This is a genomic window from Mycobacterium interjectum (genome assembly GCF_900078675.2).
Lineage (GTDB): Bacteria > Actinomycetota > Actinomycetes > Mycobacteriales > Mycobacteriaceae > Mycobacterium > Mycobacterium interjectum.
Genome location: NZ_LT546237.1, coordinates 676,567 through 701,618, shown reverse-complemented (window position 1 = coordinate 701,618; position 25,052 = coordinate 676,567). Strand labels below are relative to the sequence as shown.

The window sequence follows — 25,052 nt, the reverse complement described above, 5'->3', positions numbered from 1 at the left end:
CGTGGTCTCCAATATGATCGGCGCGGACCGCACGTCCAGCAGTACGTGCCGGTCACGCGCTTCCTTAGCAAAGTAACGAGAGGCAACGGATTTTGTCGACATCGGTGTTGATCACTGGCGGGGCAGGGTTTATCGGGTCCGCGCTTGCGCGCCGACTCGTCCAAGCCGGCCACGACGTCGCCGTCATGGACGTCTTGCACCCGCAGGTGCACGGCGAACATGTGGCGATCGACCTGCCGCCATCGGTGCGGCTGTGCACCGGCGACGTCACCCACGCCCCCGACTGGGACGCCGTGCTGCGGTTGTGCCGACCGTCCCAAGTCGTGCATTTGGCGGCCGAGACGGGAACCGCGCAGTCGCTGTCGGAAGCGACCCGCCACGGCTCGGTGAACGTGGTGGGCACCACGCAACTCCTCGACGCCCTGAGCCGCTCCGCACACGTGCCCGACCAGCTCGTCGTGGCATCGTCGCGGGCCGTCTACGGCGAGGGCGCTTGGCAATGCGGCGCACAGATCTTCTACCCGCAGCCGCGCAGCCACGCTCAACTGCTGGCCGGAATCTGGGATCCCCCGGGACCCACCGACGATCCGGCGGTGCCGCTGCCGAGCCGCGCCGGTCGAACCGAGCCGCGGCCCACCAACATTTACGCCGCCACCAAACTCGCCCAAGAACACATCTTGTCCGCCTGGACGGCCGCCCATGACACCCATCTCAGCGTGCTGCGGCTGCAGAACGTCTACGGTCCGGGTCAGTCGCTGACGAACTCCTACACCGGAATAGTCGCCCTTTTCGCGCGATTGGCTCGCGAGCAGCGCACGCTGGAGGTCTACGAAGACGGACAAATCGTGCGCGATTTCGTCTACATCGACGACGTCGTCGAGGCGCTGTTCGCCGCCATAGAGAAACCCGCGGCGCAGCCACGCTGCCTCGACATCGGGTCGGGCGTCCCGTCCACCATCCACGAGCTGGCTCAACAGATTGCCGCAATCTGCGACGCCCCCGAACCGAAGGTCGTGGCGAAATTCCGCGACGGGGACGTCCGCGCCGCGAGGTGCGACATCGAGCCCGCAACGAAGGCGCTCGACTGGCACCCGAAGTGGGCGCTCGAGGACGGTCTGCGTGCACTGCTCGACTGGATCGGCGAGCAACCCGAATCAGTCAAAGCGAGCGATCACACCCCTACGACAGGTGTGCTGAAGTAGGACCGCTCAGCCGACCCGCTTGAGGCGGGCGAAATTTTCCACCAGATCGGCGGTGATCGTCACGCTGTCAGCGGCTTTGGTCATCCGAGTGGCGAGCTCGCGGGCCCGGCTGCGGCATTGCGGGGTGAGGACCGTGCGCAGGTCCGCGACCAACGATTTCTCGGTTGTGGCCGAAAAGCGCCGCCCAGTACCGACTTTCAGTCGTTTGACCCGCGCTCCCCAAAGCCCCTGATCCGGCAACGTCCAAAGGATCAACGTCGGCAGTCCCGCGCGCAGACCCGCGTTCGTCGTGCCACAGCCGCCGTGGTGCACGAACGCGCGGCAGGCGGGCAGGGCGGCCGCGTAGTTCATCACGCCCACCACCTTGACGTGCTCGGAGTGCGGGACGTCGCTGTAGTCGGAGCCGGCCGCACACACCAACGCCCGCTCACCCAGCTGCGCGCAGGCCGAGCTGATCATGGCGAGCGTTTCGGCAGCGGACTCGACGCCCACGCTGCCAAACCCGAAGCAAATCGGCGGTGTTCCCGCGGCGATCCAGGACGCGACCTCGTCATCGTTGTCCGTCGGCAACTCCATCGTCAGCGCGCCGACAAACGGCCTTCTGGGGGGCCGCTGCTCATTCCATTTCGCCCATTCGGCCGCCAGCCCGGGGTAGCACACCTCGTCGTAGGCCTGAATTTCCAGCGATCCGCGTTCGGTGATCCGACGCGGCCAGGGGCGCGTCGCCTCGGACAAACCGAGTTCACGGCGCTGCGCATCCTCGATCTTCTTTCCTCCGCGCCAGGCCGTCCAGTCGAGCATCCGCGTGGCCGAGCGGGCCGCGGGCGCCGGCAGGTACGGCAGGAGCCGGCCGTTGGCTCGCAGCGGGAAGATATGCAGCGTGGCGAACGGAATGCCGCAATGCTCCGCGGCGTTGAGCGCGTCGTTCTCGTAATTCATGCCGGTGAGCAACAGGTCGGCCCCGTCCGCCAGCGACGTGAGCGTCTTGCTGACCTCCGCCCGGCATTGCGCAAGGGGCGCCGCGTATTCTGCCGACAACCTGCCCAGCTCCCGAACCCGCCAGGGGGTGGTGAACAAGCCAGCCCAGAAATCGCGGTGGGGGTCCAGAATGTCCTTCAAAGCCGGTCCGTAGGCCACCGCCGTAGGCCCGGCCGCCTCGGCGAAGCTGACCATTTCGGGCGCTACGGCCATGTGCACCTCGTGCCCGCGGCGCACCAGCTCGCGGCCGACCGTGACGTAGGGCTCGACTTCGCCGCGAGTTCCCCAGTTTGCCAGCACAAATTTCATCGGCGAGATCATAGCCTTTCACTTGCCGTGCGCGTGTTGGGTAATGGAAGCGGCATGCCGCGTCCTCGGCTCAGCGCCCAGCGCGCATATCGCGCTAACCGCACGATTGAACTGGAATCCAGGGGCCTTGGACACGCGGCAGTCTTACGCCTTATCGCCCGCGGGCTCTTTGAGATACCACGGGTTGGCGCGCGCCCACTCGATGGTGCGGCGGATCCCCTCCTCGACGTCGACCTGGAGGCGCCATCCCAGCTCCCGCTGCGCCTTGGTCGAGTCGGGGATACGACGGGGAATGTCCTCGTAGCGCCCCCCGTAGCGCGCGCCGGTGTCGACGGCTTCGACGTCAGATACCGAGTCGACATTCGCGACCTTGATCGCTAGTGCGACGGCGTCACGCATGGTGGTCTCGGTCATGCTCCCGATGTTGAAGGCCTCGCCGATCGCCGCGTCGTTGTCGGCCGCGAGCAACGTGCCGGCGATCGCGTCGTCGACGTAGGTGAAGCAGCGCGTCTGCTCACCCGAGTCGTACAGCAACGGCTGGCGGCCGTTGAGGATCCGGTGAATGCTCTGGGAAATCACGAAGATCGGATTTTGCCGCGGGCCATACACATTGAAGTAGCGCACCACCGTAACCGGAAGTTGGTAGGCGGTGTGCATCGCGAAAACCAGATGCTCGGCCATGGCCTTGCTGGTGCTGTAGCTCCACCGCGCGGTACGTGTCGAACCCAGGACACGATCATCGTCCTCGGCGAAGGGCGGGTTCGGGTTTTTCCCGAACACCTCCGACGTGCTAGCGAACACCACCCGCGTTCGATGCCGCCGGCTCAGCTCCAGGACGTTGCGCGTGCCGATCACGTTGACGTCGAGGACACCGAGCGGATCGTCGAGATAGTTTTTGACACCGACGACCGCGGCCAGGTGAAAGACCGTGTCGACGCCGGGAGTCAGGGCTTGTTCCAGCGCACTCAGGTCTCTGACATCGCCTTGGACGAATCGATAATTGGCATGGCGGTCGAAGTCGATGCTGGTGTCACGGGTGTTCTTGGCGAAGTCGAACACCGTGACCGAGTCTCCGCGGTCCAGCAATGCCGAGACCAAATGCGACCCGATAAAACCGTAGCCGCCCGTCACGACGACATTCGACATATTTGCTCTTTCGCTTCCGTGTAGCGGTTTTCGATCCCTATCGGCCGATCCCCTTGTAGACGAAGCCTGCCGCGCGCACCGCCGCCGGGTCAAAGCTATTCCGGCCATCCAGGAACACACACCCGGCCGCCGTCAGCTCGGCAAGCCGGACCAGCGGAACCTGGTGGAACTCCCGGTGCCCCGCAAGCACCACCAGGGCATCGGCATCCTTGACCGCCGACTCGATGTCCGCGGTCAACGGGACCTTCGTCACCGTGTGGGCCTCCTCCTCCGGTACCCACGGGTCGTGGACCGACAGCTGGCAGCCGGACTCCTCGAGCAGGGCGACGACGTACTTGGTGGGCGTGAGCCGGCAGTCGCCGGTGTTGTTCTTGAACGCGATACCCAGCACCGCGATCTTGCTGGTCTCGACCACCTTGCCCTGATCGGCAAGCAGCTGGGTGAGCAACCCGTAGGTGTAGGCCGGCATCGTGTCGTTGACAGTCCTCGACGTCCGCGGGATTGCCAGCTCCAGCCCGACGGACTCGCCCAGATGGTTGACGAACCACGGATCCTTGGTCAGGCAGTAGCCGCCGACGCCCATGCTCGGACGCAAGATGTTCGCGTCACGACCGCCCTTGGGCATCGTGTTGGCCGCCTCAATGACCTGAAGGGCGTCCATCCCGAGCCGGTCGCACACCTTGGCCAGCTCGTTCGCCAGTGCGACGTTGAGGTCGACCCACAGGTTGTCGGCGAGCTTGACCATCTCGGCGGTCCGCGGATCGTCGACGACGATGGATTCCACTCCCAGGGCGTGTCGCCACAGGGTGGAACAGGCGCGCGCGCTGCGCTCATCGACGGCTCCGACCACGACGGGGATCGATGTCAGCTCGTGGATGGCTTGCCCTTCGGCGAGGCGCTCGGGACAGAACGCCAACCCGAAGTCGACCCCGGCCCGCAGCCCCGAGGTCTCTTCGAGGATCGGCAGGACCAGATTCTCAGTGGTGTCGGGCGGCACTGTGCTCTTGAGGATGACGAGGTGGCCGGCGCGCAGGTGCTCCCCCACGGCCGTCGCCGCTGCCTTGATGTCGTCGACGATGGGCTCGAAGTCCGGGCCCAGCGGCGTTCCCACGGTCACAATGACGAAGTCGTTGTCGGCCAGCGCACCGAAGTCGGTCGTGGCGCGAAGCCGACCGACTCCCACGTTGTTGGCCACCAGCTCGCCAAGCCCCGGCTCGGGCACCGTGGTCCTGCCCAGGTTGATCTCGTCGACGACGCTCTGTCGCACGTCGATCCCCGTCACCGGCCAGCCGCGATCGGCCAGCACGGCGCCGATCACGGTACCGATGTAACCGAAGCCCACCACCGCGATGCCCGACCGCATACCACGCACCAGGAGGTCGATCTCAGCGTCGCTGCGTCCGAACACGCCTTCAGCCATCGCGGAACCTAGCCCTTCGGTCCCCCGTGCGTCGTTCTATGGACTGGCAGCGGCGACCTCCCACCCCCACTAACCCGTCCGGCAGTCTAATCCAACACCCGTGCAATAGCCCCTGGAATCCGGAAGTTCCGGCATGCGCCCGGATTGACATAAGACTTCTTCCACCAGCGACCTGGCTGACGATGGCGAGTTGATCGTCGCGGCGCCACAATGGTCGATGATTCACGCAGGAAGCCGGGTGCGAACCGGCAGCGGCTCGACATAGGAGAAGCGCATGGATCTTTTCGTGCGCGAATCTGGTGCGGTGGGGGCGCCTCCTATTGTCTTCTTGCACGGCGCGTACACCAGCGGCTGGTCCTGGGAACCGGTGGTTGACCGCATGCAGCAATACCGCTGCCTTGTCCCCGATTTGCCCCAGTTCGGCAGGAGCTTCGGGCTTGGACCGTTCGAGATGGGCCGCGCCGCCGCTGCGGTGGCAGAACTCATCCGGTCCCGGGTGGGGACCGGCCGGGCGCACGTGGTGGGCTGGTCGCTCGGGGCCCAAGTCGGGGTGCAGTTGCTGGCGACCGAGCCGAGATCCGTTGATCGGGCGGTGCTCTGCGGGACGTTCATCAACACGCTGCCGTGCGTGAGGTTGACGCGGCGCCTGCTCGCACTGCCGGCCCGGAACTCAATGTATCGCTGGATGGTGCGCCGCTACCGCATTGCCTGGCAGGTGAAGGTTCCCTCGGCCCATATCGCCGAGTATCGCGAAGACGTACGCCTCATCACCAGCGGGCAGCTCGCCGACGTCACCATGGCGGCCGCGGGGTTCACGCTCCCCGAGGAACTCGGCAGATCGGATTCGCGGACGTTGTTCGTCACGGGCGGCAAGGAACTGTCGGTCGCACGCCGCTGGGCGGCAGCGCTCGCGCAGCAAATGCCCAACGGAGTCGACAGGATCGCAACCGGTATGCCCCATGACTGGCCCACGCACTATCCGGACCTCTTCGCGCGCACCGTCCACGGCTGGCTCACCGACAGTGCCCTGCCGCCCGAGATCGCACCGCCCGAATCGGTTCGTCGCTGAGGGCTGCTCCTACATCAAGACGCTGCCAGTTGGCAAGGCTCAGTTCGGTTGTCGTGGTCGGAGTGGACGTGGCCGATGCCAACAGTCGACCGGTTCACCCAGATAAATTGAGCAACGCCAACACGCAATCTTCCGGCGTTGCGCATCGCCAATGATCCGGAGCACGTCAACCACGGGCAAGCGTGCGGGCGGCCAGGGCCCCGATTACCGGTGCCAGCAGCCGGGCGTATTCGGCCGTTGTGTGGTTCTGATCTTGATATACCAGGGTGTTGCCGACGATGACCGGGCAGCGGTCAGTGGTGCAAAACAGTTCCGTGAGATCAGCGTAGTGTCCGCCGGCGGCTTTGGTGGCGGCCGACTCGGCTGCAATGCCGGTGTGGTTGACCGCGGTCGATCTTGGTGATGAGCAGGCCATTACATCGTCAAGGTGGTCGGACAGGCAGAACGGCGCCTGGAATCGCTGATCCGGGATTGGCCCGAGCACCAGCACCTGCGCACCCGTGTTGCGCAGCGCCAGCACTTCGCGGGTCAAGCTGTCCATCCAGGCACCGCCGTATGGTGTCAAACCGTATTGGGCACCGTATAGCCGCATCGCGCTGAGCACGACCAGCCGCGGACGCTCGTTGCGTAACCGGGAGGTGATTTGTCCGCCCCACTGCTCACACTCGGTGTACTCGCGGCCAACAACGGGGTTGCGGATAGGCAGGTCCAGCAATGGACAAGCAACCTTGGTCAAGGTCTCCAGCCTCCAATGCCGCAACTCAGCGACCCGCTGGAGCGCCGGGCGCCACATCTGAGCGTTCGAGTCGCCAACGAGAGCCAGCGTGGTCGTCGAGGTGGTATCACCCGTCGCACACTCGGGTTGTCTGACTTCGAAGAAACTGAGAAGGCAGCGTTCGGGGGTTAAGAACGACAATTTCGGCACCTTGGCAAGCGGTGGCTCCAGATTTGACGGTACGGCTCTCAGCCCAACTGACGTCGCGACCGCGGCCTGTACCTGTGAAAACGCGTCCCGCACCGTCGCGTCGTATACGTCAGGGTCAGAGCCAGCAGGCGGAGACGTCACAGTGACCGAAAGCGTTGGAGCGTTCGGGCCGCGACCGACCGGGGTTGGCAGCAACAGCAGCAACGCCACGCCCACACAGATGACCACCGCGGTGGCGCCACCGCCGAGCGCGAGACTGCGGAATGCCGACCGACGTACGGACGAGCCGAATCGCAGCGGGTTCTCGATGAGGCGCAGTGTGAGCACTGCCAGCCCAAAGGAAACCAAGATCGCCGCCAGCGAGAGCAACAGGGCATGGCCTACTAGGGGCGCCACAGACCAGAGCGCCACCATCAGTACCGGCCAGTGCCACAGATACCACGAATACGACAACCGGCCGACGGCTCGCATAGGCCGCATTCGCAGGATGCGGCCGCATCCTTGAGCGGGCGTGGCACAACCGGCGCCAATCACCAGCACCGCACCCAGCACGGGCAACAGCGCCGCGGTACCCGGATAAGGCGTGGTCGGGCCCAACCAGATGCAGGCCAGCAGAACCATGCCGAGCCCTGACCACCCCGCGATTGCGGCGGGCAGGGGCGGAAGTCGGCGCCACTTCTCGGCCGTGAGGGCCACCAAGCCGCCCACCGCCAACTCCCAGGCCCGCGTGGGCAGCGAAAAGAACGCCACGGAAGACACCAGACGCGTAAGTGCCAGCGACATCGTGAACGAGACGGCCGCGACCAGTGCAAGGACCAGCAGATAGGGACGCTGCGAGGGAGCGGCATCGGCCCCCGTGCGCCGATGCATGCGCTGGACGAGCCAAGCCGTACCGATGATCATTGCCGGCCACACCAGATAGAACTGCTCCTCCACCCCCAAAGACCAGTAGTGCTGAAACGGCGACGGCGTCGCTGTGGCGGCCAGGTAGTCAACCCCTTGGAGCGCGAACCAGTAGTTGCTGATGTACAACGCGCTGGCGATTCCGTCGCGAATGATCGGTTCGGCCTGCAGCACGGGCAACAGGACAGCCGCGCCAAGCAAAGTAAACACGCTGACCGTGGCCGATGCCGGCAGCAGCCGGCGGGCCCGCGCCCCGTAGAACCAGCCCAGCCGGACAGTGCCAGTGGTGTTCGCCTCGCGCCAGAGCAACCCCGTGATCAGGAAGCCGGAGATAACGAAGAACACGTCCACCCCGACGAACCCGCCACCCACGCCGGGGATCTCAGCGTGAAATAGCACGACGGCCACCACGGCGACGGCGCGTAAGCCCTCGATGTCCGGGCGAAACCGCGTGTGTGCCAAGCGCTCACCCTGCGCCTCTTCGGTAGAGTTAACACTCTCGGCCTGAGGCAAGCTCACCTAACCTGGAAAGAGAACGCGTTTCTTTGGGTCGTGGCATTATCACACACCTGTTCAACCCACTTGCTATGTTGACGAATGATGACGATATCGTCGCCGGCTAGGGAGCTGCAGGCGCCTTGAGTTGCCGAATCGCGGACAAATGGCGGCGCGAACGGTCCTGCTTGATGTGGGAACCTGGACATCGCTCATGACTTCCTGCCACGGATGCGCGGAATCCCGGGCATGTTCGCTCATTCTGTCCTCCACAACAGCTGTTACAACGCGCTTTCGCCTGAACCCGGCCCAACAGCTTGAATGGTCTCCGCTCAGGGCCTCAATTGGCTGACCGCGTTGTTGGGAGCGCCCAGCGCGACCGCTGCTCGGCTGGAAGCGAAACTTGGCCGCAACAGCACTCCAAGATCACCGCCGCCAACAATCGAAATAGGGCTCAACGACTTTAATTTGTGGGGAGGCGGCGCAGAAGCGGCCCCGTGCAGCACCCGGCGCACCACCGCCCATTCAGTCATCGGAATTAAACAGGTGTGTGATAATGCCTCGATCGAAGAACGCGTCCTCTCACTAGGTAGGTGACCGTGCGCCGGGCCGACCGGGTTAGCCCTACCGCAGGAGTGCAGGGTGCGCACTCGGTGCAGACGCAATTTCGCCCGGACATCGAGGGCTTACGCGCTGTTGCCGTGCTGGCCGTTGTCCTGTTTCACGCAGAGGCGCCCGGGGTGGGCGGAGGGTTCGTTGGGGTCGACGTGTTCTTCGTCATCTCGGGCTTTCTGATCACGGGGCTGCTCTGGCGCGAGGTGAGCAGCTCCGGAACAGTCGGGCTGCGCCGCTTCTACGGGGCGCGCGCCCGCCGCCTACTGCCGGCATCGGCCGCGGTAGGGGTGATCACGCTCATCGCCTCGGCGGTGCTGTTATCCCCGTTGCAGGTCCGGAACGTAATTTATGACGGTATCGCCAGCGCGATGTACGTCGGCAACATGTGGTTCGTTGTGCAGAACGCCGACTACTTTTCACATTCGGAGACCCCGTCGCCGTTCCAGCACTATTGGTCATTGGGAGTCGAGGAACAGTTCTACCTGGTCTGGCCACCCATGATCATCGGAACGGCGTGGCTCATCCGGCGTGTGCGTCGGCGCAGCGGCGCCGACGCGAGGTCGTCGGTGAGGCCGTACCTGGTGATCCTGTTTCTGGTCGCGGCGGTGTCATTTGCGATCTCCCTGGCACTCACCAATGTGTGGCCCCCCGCTGCCTTCTTCCTCATGCCCACTAGAGCCTGGCAGTTAGCTGCCGGAGGTGTGGTGGCTCTGACAGCCAGCCGGTGGCGTCAACTACCAGCACCGCTCGCCGCGGTCGCGGGATGGGCAGGTCTGGGGGTGATCCTGCTGACCTGCACCCTGTTGGGCACTACCACGCCCTACCCGGGTACCGCAGCGCTGCTGCCCGTGCTCGGGACGGCCTTGGTGCTCGGCGCGGGCTGTGCCGCGCCTGCTCAGGGCGTCGGGCGTGTTCTGGCGTTACCGCCGATTCGCGCGGTCGGGCGGGTGTCGTACTCGTGGTATCTCTGGCACTGGCCGGTACTGGTGCTCGCAACGCCGTTGTTGGGGCACCCGCTGGGGCTGGCCGGCAGGCTGGCGACAGTGGTCATCTCGGGAGGGCTGGCCGTGCTGACACTGCGCTTCATCGAGAACCCGCTGCGATTCGCCCCGTCCGTACGTCGGTCGGCCACCCTTAGCCTCGCACTCGGCGGTGCCGCCACAGCGGTTGCGGTCTGTGTGGGAGTTGCGCTGCTGGCATGGGTGCCCACCCCAACCGGCCATGGAGCGCCGGCCGCCGCGCTAACCGTGACCGCGATACGTCCCCCCGCAGGCTCCAACATGGATGCTTACGACGCGGCGGTGCAGCACGCATTCGCCCAGGTGCAGAACGCGGTGGCCGTATCCGCCGAGCTGAAGGCGGTACCGTCGAACCTCGACCCGCCCCTTGCCGAAGCGGCAGCCGAAAGCAAAACCATGGGTCGCGACAGCTGCGCGCGCAATCTTTTCGAAGTCGCGCAACCTGAGTGTGCGTCGGGCGACACCGCCTCGACCACGACGGTGGCGGTGGTCGGAGACTCACACGCCGCGATGTGGAACCCTGCGTTCCAGCAGATCGCCCCACAGCGACACTGGCGGCTGGAAATGCTGAACAAAGGGTTCTGCCCATTGCTGGACCTGCCCATCATCAGCCCACTCTTGCATCGGGAGTACACCGAATGCGAGCAGTGGCGCGGTCAGATCGTCGCACGACTACAGGCCGAACGCCCGCGGCTGGTCGTGCTCAGCATTGCGCGCGACTACGGCGCCGGCACCGGTTTGATGTCATACGGCGCGGCTTGGAACGACAGCCTGACCCGCCTTGTACAGCGACTGCGCGGCACCGGTGCGCAGGTGCTGGTGCTCGGGCCGACCCCGAACCCGCACTCGGTGGTGCCAATCTGCCTGTCCGACCACCTCGATGACGCGAAGGCCTGCGCACCACCAAGATCGACCGCGGTCAACCAAACCGGCATCGCAGCCGAAACCGCCGCCACCAAAGCCGCCGACGCACAATACGCCGACCTCACCGAACTGTTCTGCACCACCGACCGCTGCCCGGTCATCGTCGGCAACACCCTCGTCTACCTCGATTCGAATCACCTGACGCTCGAATACTCCCGACAGTTGGCACCGGTAATCGGCGCGCTGGCCGACCGCGCGCTCGCACACGGCTGACACGACTTTTCTCGGCGCGCGGCGAAAATTCCGTTTATGCCGAGGAGTTATCACACACCTGTTCAACACATTGAGTATGTTGGCGAACCATGACGTCGTCGCCGCGAGCGCCAGAGCCTCGGACACGTTCGGCTCTCAAACCGCTCACGGAAGGCGACGTGAAAGTTGTCCTGTCCCAAATCCATCATCTGCTGAGGAGCTCGATTGGCTGACGGCGAACTGACTGCGCGCGAGGCCGAACGCGTGGTGTGGGATGTGATCGTTGTGGGCACCGGCATGGGCGGTGGCATGCTGGGCTACTCGCTGGCCCGCTCGGGCCGGCGGGTGCTGTTCGTCGAAAAAGGCCGCTCGACTCTGCCCGGAACACCGGGAACCATCCGCGCGGCCATGCCCGAACTGGCCGAACCACTGGCTGCCCGCTCCGCAAAGACCTACTACGACGTGTTGGCCCGCGCCGGGCGCACTACCGACGAGATCAAAGACATCAGCGGGCGCTTCTCCAAGCGGTTTGTGCCGTTCATCGGTGCCGGCACGGGCGGGTCCTCAGCTTTGTACGGCATGGTGTGCGAACGGTTCTTCGCCCAAGACTTCACCCCCCGGCAAAACTTCCGCGACCCCGGCGAATCCACCGTGCCCGAGTCCTGGCCAATCACCTACGACCAGCTCAGCCCCTGGTACGCCCAGGCCGAAAAACTGCTCGGGGTGCGCGGCGCGCCCGACCCCCTGCGCCCCGAAGCCGCCCACGTCCAACTGCCCCCGGCGCCACCGTTCTCGACCGATAACCAACCACTGGTCAACTATTTCGTCGACCGCGGCCTGCATCCCTACCACCTGCCGATGGCCTGCGACTACACCGACGACTGTGCCACCTGCCAGACCTACCTCTGTCCCCAGTCGTGCAAGAACGACGCCGCCCGCAACGGCGTACAACCCGCGGTGGCCGAGCACGGCGCCCACCTACTGACCGAATGCCGGGTGCTGCGCCTGGAGGCCGACCGCACCCACGTCACCCAAGTAATCGCCCAGCAGCACTCCGACATGCTGGCCCTCAAAGCCAAGGTGGTGGTGCTGGCCGCCGGCGCGCTGGCCACCCCGGTACTGCTCCTCAACTCCCGCTCGGGTGACTGGCCGCGCGGCCTGGCCAACGGCTCGGACCACGTGGGCCGCAACCTGATGCGCCACCTGATGGACCCGTTCCAGATCTGGCCGCAGCCCGGCTGCAACATCACGGCCGCAAATAAGGAGATCGGGCTCAACGACTTCTATTTCTGGGAAGGCCAGAAATACGGCACAGTACAGTCATTCGGCGCGATGCCGCCCATGGAGATGATGACCAACCGACCCGGCTGGCAGGGGAGGGCGTTGCGTCTGATGAACCCCGCGGTGCGCCAGATCTACGAGCGGTTCTTCACCGGCGGACTGGTGTTGGCCGCGATCATGGAAGACCTGCCCTACTTGGACAACCGCATCTTGCCGCCCGACCGGCCCAGCGTCGACGGCCGGCAACGCCTGCGCATGCAGTACCGCTTACACCCCAGCGAGATCGCGCGCCACGCCGCGTTTCTCTCGCAGGTCAAGGAGCTGTTGCGGCCGTTTCGCCAAATCAGCCTGGGTAACGGCGAAGGCAACGCGAACCTGGGCCACGTCTGCGGGACGTGCCGCTTCGGTACCGATCCGCAAACCAGCGTGCTGGACGCCCACAACCGGGCCCATGAAGTCGACAACCTCTACGTCGTGGACACCTCGTTCTTCCCGTCCAGCGCCGGTTTGAACCCCAGTCTGACGGTCGCGGCCAACGCCCTGCGCGTCGCCGCACATCTGGACCAGGCCCATTTCGCCAACTGACCCGCGTGTTGGCCCGAAGTGGGACCGGGCGAGCGGATGAGCGTTCAGGCCGGCTTGCGGAGCGGCAGGCCGGCAGCGCGATAGATCGCATCGATGACGGTCATCGTCTCGAGCGCGTCTTCCGGACCGGTCTTCACCGGTTCTCCGCGCAGCACGGCCGCGGCGAAAGCATCAAGCTGATACGCGTAGGTGGGCCGCGTCCCGAAGTTTTCCACACGCTTTCCGTCAGTTGATCGGACCGAGAATCGCTGGAAAGGTATAAGCGGGTTGAGCCGCAGTTCCCCGCGATCGCCAACCACCCTGGCCGTAAACCGCGGTGGAGCCGACGACCATATCGAGCAGCGCACTCGGCCGGTGTGCCCGCCCGCGAACCGCAAGTCGGCCGTCATGGCCCGGTCGATCTCAAGACCACGCAGCTTCGCACGCGCCGAAATAACTTCTGGGGTCGAACCCCCGAACGTTCGGACCATGTCGACCGCATAACATCCCAGATCCATCAACGCGCCACCGCCAAGGGCGTAGTTGTAGCGGTTAGTGGAGAACTTGGGCATCCAGAAGCACCAGTTCGCCTCCACCCGCTGCAACTTGCCCAACTCCCCCGAGGCAATTATTTCCTCGACGCGCGAAGCAAAAGGGTGGTAGCGGTAATGAAATGCCTCCATCACCACCCGGTCTGCCTTGGCGGCCAGTTCGGCGACCTCTCGGGCCTCGGCGGCATTGGCAGTCAACGGCTTTTCGCACAACACGTGCTTGCCCGCGTCAAGCGCAGCCCGAGTCCACCTGCCATGCAACGCGGTTGGCAGCGGGTTGTATATCGCGTCCAGGTCCGGATCGTCCAACAGCGCCTCATAGCTGTCGTGCACTCGCGGAATACCGTTTTTGGCGGCAAAAACTTCAGCATTGGACACATCGCGCGCGGCCACCGCAGCGACCACGACCTCGTCGTTTTCCTTTGCTGGTTTAATGAGCGCCGCAGGTGCGATGCTCGCTGCTCCCAGGATGCCGATCCGCACCGAGCCGCTGCTTTCAGGCACGGATCGGATGCTAGCACCTCATTCCAGCATCACTCGCAGAGATCGAGCAATTGAACCGACTGTCACAATGCCTCAGTCCGTCAAGTAAACATTGCACTCCGCTTTGCAGTTCGTCGAAAACGGTTCGGTTCTGGACTTCACACCTGGATCGAGCGGCCGGTATGTCCTCCGGCTGGCACGATTAATCGACTCTCCGGTAAGAACGTCGAATGGGAATCGGTCCGATGCTTCGTGTGTCGGCACTACTGTGGGCATACACTCTGGCAATGGTTGCTGCTGAACCCTTGCGCCGCGCGGGATCCCGGCTTCGGGCAATCCAAGCTCTACGCAGAGGGCGCACAGTCCCCCGAGCGTTGGTGGTCTCAAACGTAGCTGATTTGGGCGGCGGCGGCGCGCTCTCTTTTTGTGACTTCGTCCTGGCGCTCCAGAAACAGCAGCCCGACCTTGATCTTGTCGGCGTTTACCCGCGAAAGGGAAGCCTCGCAGCGGAGTGCGCTGGATACGGTATCCGGACCGAGACTGCCTGGGTACCCTCGTGGGCTTATCTCGAACAGTGGCGAGAACGCATCAGCTCGCCACTCGCAGAGGCGCTCGTCGGCGCGCTTCTCGTACCACTCGCCGACGTGGTGGTTGCCGCGCTTCTCGTTCCAGGGATCCTGCGAGCATTGCTGCTACTTGTTCGACTGCGGCCGAAGATGGTGCTCAGCAACACGATGGTTATCCCTTCGCACGCTGTCGCTGCCAAGCTGCTCGGCATCCCGCACTACTGGATGGTCCACGAGTTCGGCCGAGACGACCATTGGTTTCGGTTCCTGTTCGGCGACCGTCGAACCATCCGCCTGATTGGCCGGCTGTCAGAAGCGGTGATCTGCAATTCGCAGGCAGTGGAAAGGGCTCTGCTCGCGCAAGATCCACACATGAAGACACACGTAATCTACCCGGTCGTCGACACCCCGCTCGGCACGCCACCGGAGCGGCACCCGGGCGAGCGCATGCGAGTGGTGCTTGTCGGTCATTTCTTTCAGTCCAAGGGGCAACACGTTGCAGTCGAGGCTGTTGCCATTGCCCGAAAGGCCGGTGTCGAGCTCGAGTTGACGCTAGTCGGCCCGGGCGATCCTGAACCAGTGCGAAAGCTTGCACGAACTCTGGGCATCGCCGACCTGGTGAACATTTACGGACCCACCGACGACGTCGGATCTTACTGGGCCGCTGCCCATGTCGGCCTCATGTGCAGCGACTGCGAGGCTTTCGGACGCGTCACCGTGGAGGCGATGAGAGCAGGATTGCCGGTGTGCGGGACGAACGCGGGGGGCACGCTGGAGATCATCGACCCAGGCGTCAACGGGCTGCTGAGCGCGGCCCGGGACGCGAAAGCGCTTGCGGCCAACCTGATGTTGCTCGAGTCGGACGAGGACCTGCGGCGACGCCTCGCTGTTGGTGCGGTGGAAACCGCGCAGCGCTTCGAACGCAACCGTCACGACAATGAACTCGCGACTGTCCTTGGCCTTCGTTGAAGCGCGTGCCTCAGATGGCTCTGTCATCAATGATGACAGCGTCGTCCAGCAGAGGCGGATAGGCGTTGCGGCAGAACGGAAATGGCCTTCAGCTCAATAACCTGGCTTCACCGATCGGCTGACGGTTGGTTGGCGGGCAAATTTTTCGAGGAAATCGGCTGCGGCTGCAGCGCTTTCGGCGGGTCTGCTCATCCGAGTGGCGATCTCGCGGGCCCGAGTGAGGTATTGGGGGGCCAGGATGGTGCGGAGTTCTGCGACCAGCGATTTGCGGGTAATGGACGAAAAACGCCGCGCGGAGCCAACCTTGAGTCGTTTGAGCTGAGCTCCCCAAATAATCTGATCGGGCAGCGTCCAGAGGATTAACGTCGGGACTCCGGCGCGCAGTCCCGCGGCCAAGGTACCCGCGCCACCGTGGTGCACGACCGCGCGGCAGGCGGGGAAGGTCGTCGCGTAATTGACAGTGCTCACCACCTTGACGTGCTCGAAACCGGGGGCGTCGCTGAAGTCACTCGACCCGGCGCAGACCAGCGCCCGCTCGCCTACCTCCGCGCAGGCGGCGCCGATCATGGCAAGCGTTTCGGCCGGAGATGCGATGGGGATGGTGCCAAAACCAAAAAAGATCGGCGGTGTGCCGGCGGCGATCCACGACGCGACATCCTCGTCGGCATCCGTCGGCGACTCCATCGTCAGGGTGCCCACGAAGGGCCTCTGGCCATCGAATTTCGCCCACTCGGCGGCGAGTCCGGGAAACCACAACTCGTCGTAGGCCTGAATTTGCAGTGAACCGCGTTCGGTGATCCGTCGCGACGTCGGACGCGTGGCCTTCGGTAGGCCCAGTTCCCGGCGCTGGGCGTCCTCGGTCTTCTTCATCGCGCGCCAGTTCATCCATTCGCCGATCATCCATGCGCGGCGGATCAACGGCGACGGCAAGAACGGCAGGAGCTGCCCATTGGCCCGGATCGGGTAGTAATCCAACGTGGCCAGCGGAATGTCGTAGTACTCGGCGACGTTGGCGGCGGGCTGCTCGAAGGTCAGGCCGGTGAACAACAGGTCGGCCCCGTCCGCCAGCGAGGTGAGTGTCGTGCCCATCTCCCGCCAGCATTGGGCACTGATCTCCAGATTTTCGCGCTGCAACCTGTTCAGCTCTTTGATATTCCAGGGAGTGCGGAAGCGACATGTCCAGTAGTTGCGCTGAGCGTCCAAGAGGGCCTGCGTGTCCAGGCCGTAGGCGACCGCCGTGAGCCCCGCCTCCTCGGTGAAGGCGACCAGGTTGGGCGAAACGGCCATATGCACGTCGTGCCCTCGCCGCTGCAGCTCACGACCGACAGCGACGGAGGGCTCGACATCACCGCGACTTCCATAGCATGCGACCACAAATTTCATCGCCGGCTTTTACCCTCTCAGTTGTCGTGGGCACAGGCACCGATCATTATTACCGGTTCTCCATTATCGGCGCGGCGTTGGACCATTGGATTGGCTGATCGGTCATCGTTGGTTCCCTCCCGCCGCGGCGTTCGTCGAAACCGACCGGCCCCGAAAGCGCGGGACTCCGCTACGCGGCCGAGCTGTGTTACTACGCAAGATGGGTCGCAACAACGGGATCCCGCCGCGGTATAGCCAGCCGATCGCCATGTTCGTCGGCAATCGAGCCAGCTCTGTCGGGCAAGGCTTTGCGACCCCAATAGCAAACGGATTGCCCGCATTTAAGCGCGCGATGTCAGCGATGGGCCGAGGCGGCGCACCTCAACGCTCAGCATGAGACGGCTGCGGCGGTGGATTTCGACTCTAAGCGCAATACGTCGGAAGATATGTAGGAGCACGCCGCGAGGAGGGAGCACGTTTTCACGGAAGTCCTCTCGGAAATTCTCGAATGCCGTCCGGAAAACACGTTCACTGACCCGATATGCATCGAACACGCGTTCCACCACAGCCTTATCCCAAGGCTCGTCACGAGCGGCCCCGCGAAGCGCTGCATAAACTGTGGATATCCAGTCTGTGCCGAAGAGGTCTGTCGCTGGGCCGCAATGTCGATGATGCCGAGAGTCCTCTGATAGGAACTCGTCGATCGCCTCCTCGTCCTGGACGTCCAGATCGATTGCGAGCGCGGAAGAGATTCGCTTTATTTCGCGGCGCCAGTCGTCAAGGAGATTGGCATAGTCGACGAATACGCGCGGCACGCCGCGCGAGTCTTTTTCGGCCAACAGATTGTATTTCAGCCACAAGGCACTCGCCAGCTCCGCTGAGGCTTGATTGACCGCCGCAAGCGATGCGGCGACCTCCTGGGGATGGCGCACTGCAATCACAGCCACTACGTCGAATCCGGCAAGACGCGCCGCCTCGCACCACATGTCGAAAAGGGTCGTTATCCTCGGTTCCTTAATGATTACGAGCTGCGCCGCCGGCAGCGTGGCGAAAAACTCACCGATTTCAGCGACGCAGGTGGCCTTTTCTTCCGCTTCGAACGCACCTTCCTCCTGCAAGCGCAGCGACGGGTCATAGGGGCCGCTGCCCTTGCGACGCAGGATTGCCTCGTCGATGTCCAAGGCTGCGCGCGGCTCCCAAAACCCAGGCCGATTGTTGGCGTTGGCGCCCAACAGCGCGGCCGGGAGCGTCCCACCGCACAGCGAGAGAACTCGCGTAAGCGCCGACGTTCCGGACCGCTGCATGCCCAAAACGAACAAAACGATGGGGCGGTCCGCAGTTCCGCCCTCCGGGACGGGTACGTTCTCGGCCACTACTTTGACCTCGATGCGGCCTGTAGTACCGGCACGCGCTGCTGCGCCACAAGATGGTCCGGCGGCAGGCTAACTCGGGACTGTCGGCCTCGGTGCTCGAAATCGGTTTCAAGATTCTGGGTAGCTGTTGCGGCACTGAATACCGGGCCCTCGACGCGGTTGGCGGCACGGTATGGATCGATCTGCGCCGCTACCGAACGGAAGCGACCGGGTCCACAGGCACGCATTGCGGCGATACGTCGAGTGTTGTCCATGGCAACAGCATGCCGGAGGGGCACTGAAAAAATACCGTCACTAGCAAAACTCATCGCGACGAACGGTAAGCCAGGTCGTGCCAAATTTTCCTCAACTTTTGACGCAGCTAATCTGGTGCGCACAAACACCGCCGGCCCACGTGTAGCGCTTCGCCCGCTACAATTGCGAAAGCATTGCGGTGCAACATGGCTGACATCATGGATCTGAAGAAGATCGACTCGTACGCGCGGGGCCGATCGTCCCGATCGGCCCCCTCCGACAACTAAATGGAACATTTTGAACCCACGTACTTTTCCAATAGATCGGCGGCGTTGGCAACGCTTTCAGTCGGTTTCGTCATCCGCGTGGAGAGCTCACGGGCCCGGGCGGCGTATTCCGGGGCAAGGATCTGGCGCAGGTCCGCGACCAGCGATTCCGCGGTGGCGGTCGAAAAGGGCTGGGCGGCGCCTGCCTTGAGTCGGGTGATCTGAGTTCCCCAAAGGGCCTGATCGGACCACGTCCAAAGGATCAATGTGGGAACCCCGGCGCGTAGGCCGATGGGCGTGGTGCTCGAGCCGCCCTGGTGGACGAGCGCGCGGCAGAGGGGAAAGATGGCTTCGAAACTCATCTCGCTCACCACCTTGACGTGATCGAACTGGGGGACGTTGCTGAAGTCAGATGCCGCGGCGCATATCAGCGCCCGCTCGCCTAACTGCTTGCAGGCCGCGGCGATCATGGCGATCGTGCCGGCCGGCGATTGCACCGGTGTACCACCAAACCCGAAGTAAATCGGCGGTGTCCCCCCGGCAATCCATTTAGCGACCGCGTCATCGGCCTCCGTCGCCAACGCCAGCGTCAGGGTGCCGACAAAGGGCCGTTGGCCAGCGAATTTCGCCCATTCGGCTGCCAGCCCGGGAAAGCCCGCTTCATCGTAAGCCTGGATTTCCAGCGAGCCGCGTTTTGTGATCCGCCACCCCGACGGAGTTGTTGCCTTCGGTAAGCCAAGTTCACGGCGCTGCGCATTGTCGATCTTCTTAAACATTCCTCGGTAATGTCGCCACTCGTTTAACGCAGTGGCGGAGCGCACCTGGCGGTTGGCCCGCCTCGGGGTGACATGCACCGTGGCCAACGGAATCCCGTAATACTCCGCAATGTTGAGAGCGGATTCCTCGAGATGCTGATGGTTGACTAGTACGTCGGCCCCCTCCACTAGGGGTGTTAGCGTCGCGCTCGTCTGTCTCCAGGTCTGCGTAAGGAGCGCCTGAGCTTGGAACGATAACCTGATAAGGCGCGGGATGTTCAAGAGGATGCGGAAATCCTTCGCGGGCAACAGCTTGCGTTGCGTGTCGTTGAAGGATTCGAAATCCGGTCCGAAAGCGACCGCCGCAAGCCCAGCCGCCTCGGCGAAGCCAACCAGATCGGGAGTGACGGCTATGCGAACATCGTGTCCTCTGCGCAGCAGCTCACGGCCGAGTGCAACACAGGGCTCGACATCGCCGCGAGTCCCATAACACGCCAGCACAACTTTCATCGCGAAACAGCCTTTCGGTTGTCGTCTGCGCCCTGGATGATGGCGCTTAGCGGAAGTGTCAGTGCGGGGATTCTGCTGCCGCGCGGTAGCCACGGACGGCCAGCGGTCCAATCACTGCGGCCAGACCCAGAGCCCACACCACAGTCAGCAAAAGCGGCCACCACGCGGGATTGCCCTGGGCAAGTGCCCGCATGGACTCAATCGTCGGCCACATCGGCTGCAGATGCATTTGTTGCCGCATCCACGATGGCAGCGTCTGAAGTGGTACAACGCCCGAGCTGGAAAAGACCGAGCCGGTCGCCGGAACCGCTAGCCAGACGAGCACGGCACCGCTCTTGGCCCGCACGGCGATTGCTATCACCGCCATCGAAAAGGGGACAACCACCAGCACCGGCACCAGTATGAACGGGATCACGGTCAGCCAGCCGCCTTCGAAGCGAAGTCCGAGCCCAACGCCGACAGCTGCGATCAACGCGGAACTCACCAGCGTCCGGGCGGCTTCGGCAAGCAGCCGCCCGGTCAGGGCGCTAGCCCGGTGCACGGGAAACACCCACAGTCGGCCGATCAGACCGCTGTCGCGCTCGAAGGACAGGCCGCGGCTGGCTGCAATCGCTCCGAACATCGCACCGGCCACAGCACACATCGGCACCAGGCCGTAGAGACTGTCCGTGCCGGTGACCCTGAGTATCGACTTGCCCGCCAGCAGTTTGTAGGCGATCAGCAGAAACGTCGGGAAGACAAGGGCCTGGATCAGCACCGCCGGCTCGCGCCACCACCGGGCGAACATCTGGCTTGCGAACACCAGACTTTCGGCGGCCAGTGAGCTCCGCAGCGGTGGGTCAGCGCTCATTGCGGCCCCCTCTGTATCCGCACGGAGAGTGCACCGAACACCACCAGCAGCCCAAGACACCACGCCAAACTGGCCGCCAGGTTGCTGACCACGACGTGGCCGGAGGCGAACCCACGCAGGGTTTGCGTCACCTGCGAAACAGGCTGGTGGCGGACGAACGGATGCAGCCAGCTGGGAAACGAATCGACGGGCGCCATCCCGGTGGACAGCATGACCAGCAGCAATTGGGGAACCAGGAGCAACTGAGTGAGCGCTCCGTTGCTTGCAATCCCACCTCGCCAAGCCACGGAAAGAACCCCGGCTGCATCGGCAGCGAGCGAGAGTGCCAGCGTCAACATGAGAACCAGAACGGCGAAACCCGCGGCATAGGCGAAACCGCCGAACAATCGGAAGCCGAACGCGTACCCGACTGCGATCGCGGCAAGCAGGCCGAGAGTGCCGCGGATGAGGCAATACGACATGCGAGCCATCAGCGGTATCAACGTGGACATGGGAAGCGTGCGGAGCCGATCCGCGAAGTCGGTTCGCTCGTCTTGGGCGGCACGGTCAACGGTCGTCAGCGCGCCGAGGAAGATCACCTGGATGACCACAATCGGTAGGACGTACTGGGGGTAGCTCATTCCCCCGGTGTCGATCAAATTCCCCAGCATGAAGTTGAAGACGACGAAGTTGGCGCCGGGCGACAGGACCGCGAACGGCAAATCGTCGCGCATTGCGTTGCGGACCATGCGCTCGGTGAGAGCAGCAAGCGCGGTCACGTGGTGACGCTCTCCGTGAGGTGCAGGAACGCTTCGTCCAAGGAAGGCTTGCGCAGCGCTATGTCGACCAGCTCTACGCCGAGCCGGTCCACCCGGCGAAACACCTCGCCGAGCGTCGCGACACCATCGGGGGCGAGCACCGATACGGTGTTCGCCTCATAATCGGCTTCGGCACCGTCGAGCTCGGCGACCGCGGCGAAGATCTTGGAGAGGTCGGCCGGGTTTACCGGACTCACCGTGCAGTAGCCCGGCCCCACGCGCCGCTTGAGGTCTTCGGCGGTCCCGTCAGCGACAATACGACCATTGCTCAAAAGGACGATCGAATCGCTGAGCACGTCGGCTTCTTCGAGATACTGCGTCGTGAGCAGGATTGTGACGCCCTCAGCTGCCAGCGACGACACCAGGCCCCACACGTTGCGGCGACTGCGCGGGTCCAACCCGGTTGTCGGCTCGTCGAGGAAAATCACCTTCGGCGTGACCATCAGTCCGGCGGCGATATCGATGCGGCGCAACATGCCACCCGAGTAGGTTCGCACCTGCCGGTCGGCGGCGTGCGACATGTCGAACTGATCAATCAAAGCGTCGGCCCGCAGCCGCGCTTGTTTGCGCCGCATTCCGCGCAACCGGCCGAACAACACCATGTTCTCGCGGCCGGTGAGCTCAAAATCGAGCGCCGCGAATTGTCCGATGCTCCCGATGCTTGCCCGTACCTTTGCCGGTTCCCTGACGACGTCGCATCCAGCCACAACTGCTTGGCCGGAAGTGGGCCGCAGCAACGTGGACAGGATCTTGATCGCTGTCGTCTTACCAGCACCGTTATGACCGAGCAGAGCGCATACCGACCCGGTCGGAACGAAAAAGCTCACATCGTGCAAGGCCTGTATCGTCCCGTCGAACGTTTTGGTTACGCCATCCAGTTCGATCACGAAGACAAACGATACCTGTTGCTAAACACGTGTTGAGCAGAAACCGACTCCTTCGGTTTCGCGATGGCCTCCTCGGTTCGCGGGCCCGTCGGCGCCAGCGGCGTGGCCACCCCGGTGCGGCTACTCAATTCCCGCTCCGGACAGTGGCCGCGCGGACTGGCCACCGACTCAGACAAGTTGGGGCGCAACCTGATACGCCACCCGCTCGACTGCGTGATGCAATGCCATACGCCAGTGTTCACGTAATTCCCAGCCATGCGTTGTGGTGGCCGGTGTGGCACGGACCGTTCAATGCGGTCGATGCAATCGTGATGCGGATCGGTCACTGAGATCGCGGAAAAGNAGTCGGACGACGCCGCGGCCAACAGATCCGGCGTTGCGATCACATAGGGAGACATGGGTGGCTCCGATTGCAGGCGCGACGTGTCTTCAACGTCCTCTTGAAGCAGCGGCCTTACCCTACACCTGTCCAATACTGATCTCTACCAATTTGCCTTACTTGAATACTTCTAGGCCGAAATAAGCCGCGGTGGAAAGGGGGGCGGTCTGGGGATGAGCCATATCGGTCTGTCCCACGGTGCAACTGGCGGCCCACCAAACCGCAAGCTTCGGGCGATTCGGGGCCGATCGACGTGCGACGGTGCGCTCGACTGGGCGGGTAATTCACCCCATCTGTCCGTCGTGCCGGATGCTACGATCCCGATTCGCCCAGGCCGGTCGCGCCTCGGGCCGATCCTGCACCAAGGAGTTCGATTGGCTGACGGTGTTGTGAGTGCGCGCGAGGCCGAACGCGTGGTGTGGGACGTGATCGTTGTGGGCACCGGCATGGGCGGTGGCATGCTGGGCTACTCGCTGGCCCGCTCGGGCCGGCGGGTGCTGTTCGTCGAAAAAGGCCGCTCGACTCTGCCCGGAACACCGGGAACCATCCGCGCGGCCATGCCCGAACTGGCCGAACCACTGGCTGCCCGCTCCGCAAAGACCTACCACGATGTCTTGGCCCGCGCCGGGCGCACTACCGACGAGATCAAAGACATCAGCGGGCGCTTCTCCAAGCGGTTCGTGCCGTACATCGGCAGCGGCACGGGCGGGTCCTCAGCTTTGTACGGCATGGTGTGCGAACGGTTCTTCGCCCAAGACTTCACCCCCCGGCAAAACTTCCGCGACCCCGGCGAATCCACCGTGCCCGAGGCCTGGCCGATCACCTACGACCAGCTCAGCCCCTGGTACGCCCAGGCCGAAAAACTGCTCGGGGTACGCGGCGCAGCCGACCCCCTGCGCCCCGAAGCCGCCGCCGTCAACCTCCCCCCGGCGCCACCGTTTTCGACCGATAACCAGCCGCTGGTCAATCACCTGGCGGAGCGCGGACTGCACCCCTACCACCTGCCGATGGCCTGCGACTACACCGACGGGTGTCCCACCTGCCAGGGCCATCTTTGCCCGCAGTCGTGCAAGAACGACGCCGCCCGCAACGGCGTACAACCCGCGGTGGCCGAGCACGGCGCCCACCTACTGACCGAATGCCGGGTGCTGCGCCTGGAGGCCGACCGCACCCACGTGCAGCAGGTGATCGCCCAGCAGCACTCCGACATGCTGGCCCTCAAAGCCAAGGTGGTGGTGCTGGCCGCCGGCGCGCTGGCCACCCCGGTACTGCTCCTCAACTCCCGCTCGGGTGACTGGCCGAACGGCTTGGCCAACAGCTCAGACCACGTGGGCCGCAACCTGATGCGCCACCTGATGGATTGGATCGAGGTCTGGACAGAACCCGGCTGCAACATCACGGCCGAAAACAAGGAAATCGGGCTCAACGACTTCTATTTCTTGGACGGACAGAAATACGGCACGTTACAGTCGGCCGGCGCGATGGCCAACTTGGCATCCTTGGACATGTTCACCAACCACCCCGGCTGGCAAGCGACGGCGCTGCGCCTGATCAGCCCCGCAGTGCGGCCGATCTACGATCGCTTCTTCAACGGTGGACTGCTGCTGGCACCGATCATGGAAGACCTGCCATATCTGGACAACCGCGTCCTGCCCGGTGAGCGACCCGGCGCGGACGACCGCCAACGGCTGCGACTTCAGTATCGTCTACACCCCAATGAGATCGACCGCCGCGCGGTGTTTATCCGGCAGATAAAAGAGGTGTTGAAACCATTCCGCACGCTCACACTGCGGACCGGTGCGAACAACTCAACCCTGGGTCATGTCTGCGGCACGTGCCGCTTTGGCAGCGATCCCACAACCAGCGTCCTCGACCCACAAAACCGGGCGCATGAAGTCGACAACCTCTACGCCGTCGACGCCTCGTTCTTTCCTTCGAGCGCCGGTTTGAACCCCAGCTTGACGGTGGCGGCCAACGCCCTGCGGGTAGCCGAGCACGTCAACCAGGTGCATTTCCCCACCTGAGGGG

The 25,052-nt window shown here is 64.0% G+C and carries 18 protein-coding genes; 7 read left to right on the top strand and 11 right to left on the bottom strand.

The features are described from left to right. Window positions 1–104 precede the first annotated feature (104 nt). Window positions 105–1,202, top strand: a complete 1,098-nt coding sequence (locus BN4348_RS37850) for an NAD-dependent epimerase/dehydratase family protein (RefSeq protein WP_066910987.1) — start codon at window positions 105–107, stop codon at window positions 1,200–1,202. A 6-nt stretch (window positions 1,203–1,208) separates the two neighbouring features. Here BN4348_RS37850 and BN4348_RS37845 read toward each other — a convergent pair whose 3' ends face one another. The 3 genes from BN4348_RS37845 to BN4348_RS37835 all read right to left on the bottom strand — a co-directional run bounded on the left by BN4348_RS37845 (window position 1,209) and on the right by BN4348_RS37835 (window position 5,055). Continuing rightward, a complete protein-coding gene (locus BN4348_RS37845; protein WP_066911061.1) occupies window positions 1,209–2,489 on the bottom strand; it encodes a glycosyltransferase in 1,281 nt (426 codons plus the stop codon). 144 nt (window positions 2,490–2,633) lie between these two features. Further along, on the bottom strand, window positions 2,634–3,635 hold the full coding sequence (locus BN4348_RS37840) for an NAD-dependent epimerase/dehydratase family protein (protein ID WP_066910984.1): 1,002 nt from the start codon (window positions 3,633–3,635) through the stop codon (window positions 2,634–2,636). A gap of 37 nt (window positions 3,636–3,672) precedes the next feature. Beyond that, complete coding sequence (locus BN4348_RS37835; RefSeq protein ID WP_066910981.1) at window positions 3,673–5,055, bottom strand: nucleotide sugar dehydrogenase; 1,383 nt, start codon at window positions 5,053–5,055, stop codon at window positions 3,673–3,675. Window positions 5,056–5,329: 274 nt separating this feature from the next. Here BN4348_RS37835 and BN4348_RS37830 point away from each other — a divergent pair, with 274 nt between their 5' ends. Continuing rightward, entirely contained in the window at window positions 5,330–6,124 is a 795-nt protein-coding gene (locus BN4348_RS37830; protein ID WP_084454045.1) for an alpha/beta fold hydrolase, read from the top strand. A 166-nt stretch (window positions 6,125–6,290) separates the two neighbouring features. Here the strand turns inward: BN4348_RS37830 and BN4348_RS37825 are convergent, their stop codons facing one another. Then, complete coding sequence (locus BN4348_RS37825; RefSeq protein ID WP_066910975.1) at window positions 6,291–8,471, bottom strand: acyltransferase family protein; 2,181 nt, start codon at window positions 8,469–8,471, stop codon at window positions 6,291–6,293. 569 nt (window positions 8,472–9,040) lie between these two features. On the opposite strand from BN4348_RS37825, the gene BN4348_RS37820 reads away from it, so the two are divergent. Together BN4348_RS37820 and BN4348_RS37815 are read left to right on the top strand one after the other, a co-directional pair. Further along, on the top strand, window positions 9,041–11,218 hold the full coding sequence (locus tag BN4348_RS37820) for an acyltransferase family protein (protein ID WP_066910972.1): 2,178 nt from the start codon (window positions 9,041–9,043) through the stop codon (window positions 11,216–11,218). A gap of 204 nt (window positions 11,219–11,422) precedes the next feature. Next, entirely contained in the window at window positions 11,423–13,063 is a 1,641-nt protein-coding gene (locus BN4348_RS37815; protein ID WP_066910969.1) for a GMC oxidoreductase, read from the top strand. Window positions 13,064–13,107: 44 nt separating this feature from the next. Here BN4348_RS37815 and BN4348_RS37810 read toward each other — a convergent pair whose 3' ends face one another. Beyond that, window positions 13,108–14,106: a Gfo/Idh/MocA family protein gene (locus BN4348_RS37810; RefSeq protein WP_066910966.1), complete on the bottom strand. Its 999-nt coding sequence runs from the start codon at window positions 14,104–14,106 to the stop codon at window positions 13,108–13,110. A gap of 347 nt (window positions 14,107–14,453) precedes the next feature. Here BN4348_RS37810 and BN4348_RS37805 point away from each other — a divergent pair, with 347 nt between their 5' ends. Further along, window positions 14,454–15,611 (top strand): glycosyltransferase family 4 protein, encoded by a 1,158-nt coding sequence (locus BN4348_RS37805; RefSeq protein ID WP_160040349.1) that lies wholly within the window; start codon window positions 14,454–14,456, stop codon window positions 15,609–15,611. Window positions 15,612–15,704: 93 nt separating this feature from the next. On the opposite strand, the gene BN4348_RS37800 is transcribed toward BN4348_RS37805, so the two are convergent. Beyond that, a complete protein-coding gene (locus BN4348_RS37800) occupies window positions 15,705–16,994 on the bottom strand; it encodes a glycosyltransferase (RefSeq protein WP_066910960.1) in 1,290 nt (429 codons plus the stop codon). Between the two features lie 320 nt (window positions 16,995–17,314). After that, entirely contained in the window at window positions 17,315–18,277 is a 963-nt protein-coding gene (locus BN4348_RS37795) for a sulfotransferase family protein (RefSeq protein ID WP_142308790.1), read from the bottom strand. 161 nt (window positions 18,278–18,438) lie between these two features. On the opposite strand from BN4348_RS37795, the gene BN4348_RS59405 reads away from it, so the two are divergent. Further along, window positions 18,439–18,627: a hypothetical protein gene (locus BN4348_RS59405; protein ID WP_142308656.1), complete on the top strand. Its 189-nt coding sequence runs from the start codon at window positions 18,439–18,441 to the stop codon at window positions 18,625–18,627. A gap of 236 nt (window positions 18,628–18,863) precedes the next feature. Here the strand turns inward: BN4348_RS59405 and BN4348_RS37790 are convergent, their stop codons facing one another. From BN4348_RS37790 to BN4348_RS37780, 4 genes are read right to left on the bottom strand one after another with little or no spacing between them, the layout of a single operon-like run. Further along, window positions 18,864–20,111: a glycosyltransferase gene (locus BN4348_RS37790; RefSeq protein ID WP_066910954.1), complete on the bottom strand. Its 1,248-nt coding sequence runs from the start codon at window positions 20,109–20,111 to the stop codon at window positions 18,864–18,866. A 58-nt stretch (window positions 20,112–20,169) separates the two neighbouring features. Beyond that, window positions 20,170–20,961, bottom strand: coding sequence for an ABC transporter permease (locus BN4348_RS61240; protein WP_066910951.1), 792 nt, complete (start codon window positions 20,959–20,961; stop codon window positions 20,170–20,172). After that, window positions 20,958–21,719, bottom strand: coding sequence for an ABC-2 transporter permease (locus BN4348_RS61235; RefSeq protein ID WP_066910948.1), 762 nt, complete (start codon window positions 21,717–21,719; stop codon window positions 20,958–20,960). Before BN4348_RS61235 ends, BN4348_RS61240 begins: the two co-directional genes overlap by 4 nt. Next, the gene (locus BN4348_RS37780) at window positions 21,716–22,645 is read right to left on the bottom strand and encodes a daunorubicin/doxorubicin resistance ABC transporter ATP-binding protein DrrA (protein WP_066910945.1); all 930 of its coding nucleotides are present in this window, start codon (window positions 22,643–22,645) and stop codon (window positions 21,716–21,718) included. Before BN4348_RS37780 ends, BN4348_RS61235 begins: the two co-directional genes overlap by 4 nt. A gap of 753 nt (window positions 22,646–23,398) precedes the next feature. Here BN4348_RS37780 and BN4348_RS37770 point away from each other — a divergent pair. Next, entirely contained in the window at window positions 23,399–25,048 is a 1,650-nt protein-coding gene (locus tag BN4348_RS37770; RefSeq protein WP_066910939.1) for a GMC oxidoreductase, read from the top strand. The last annotated feature ends 4 nt before the right edge of the window (window positions 25,049–25,052 follow it).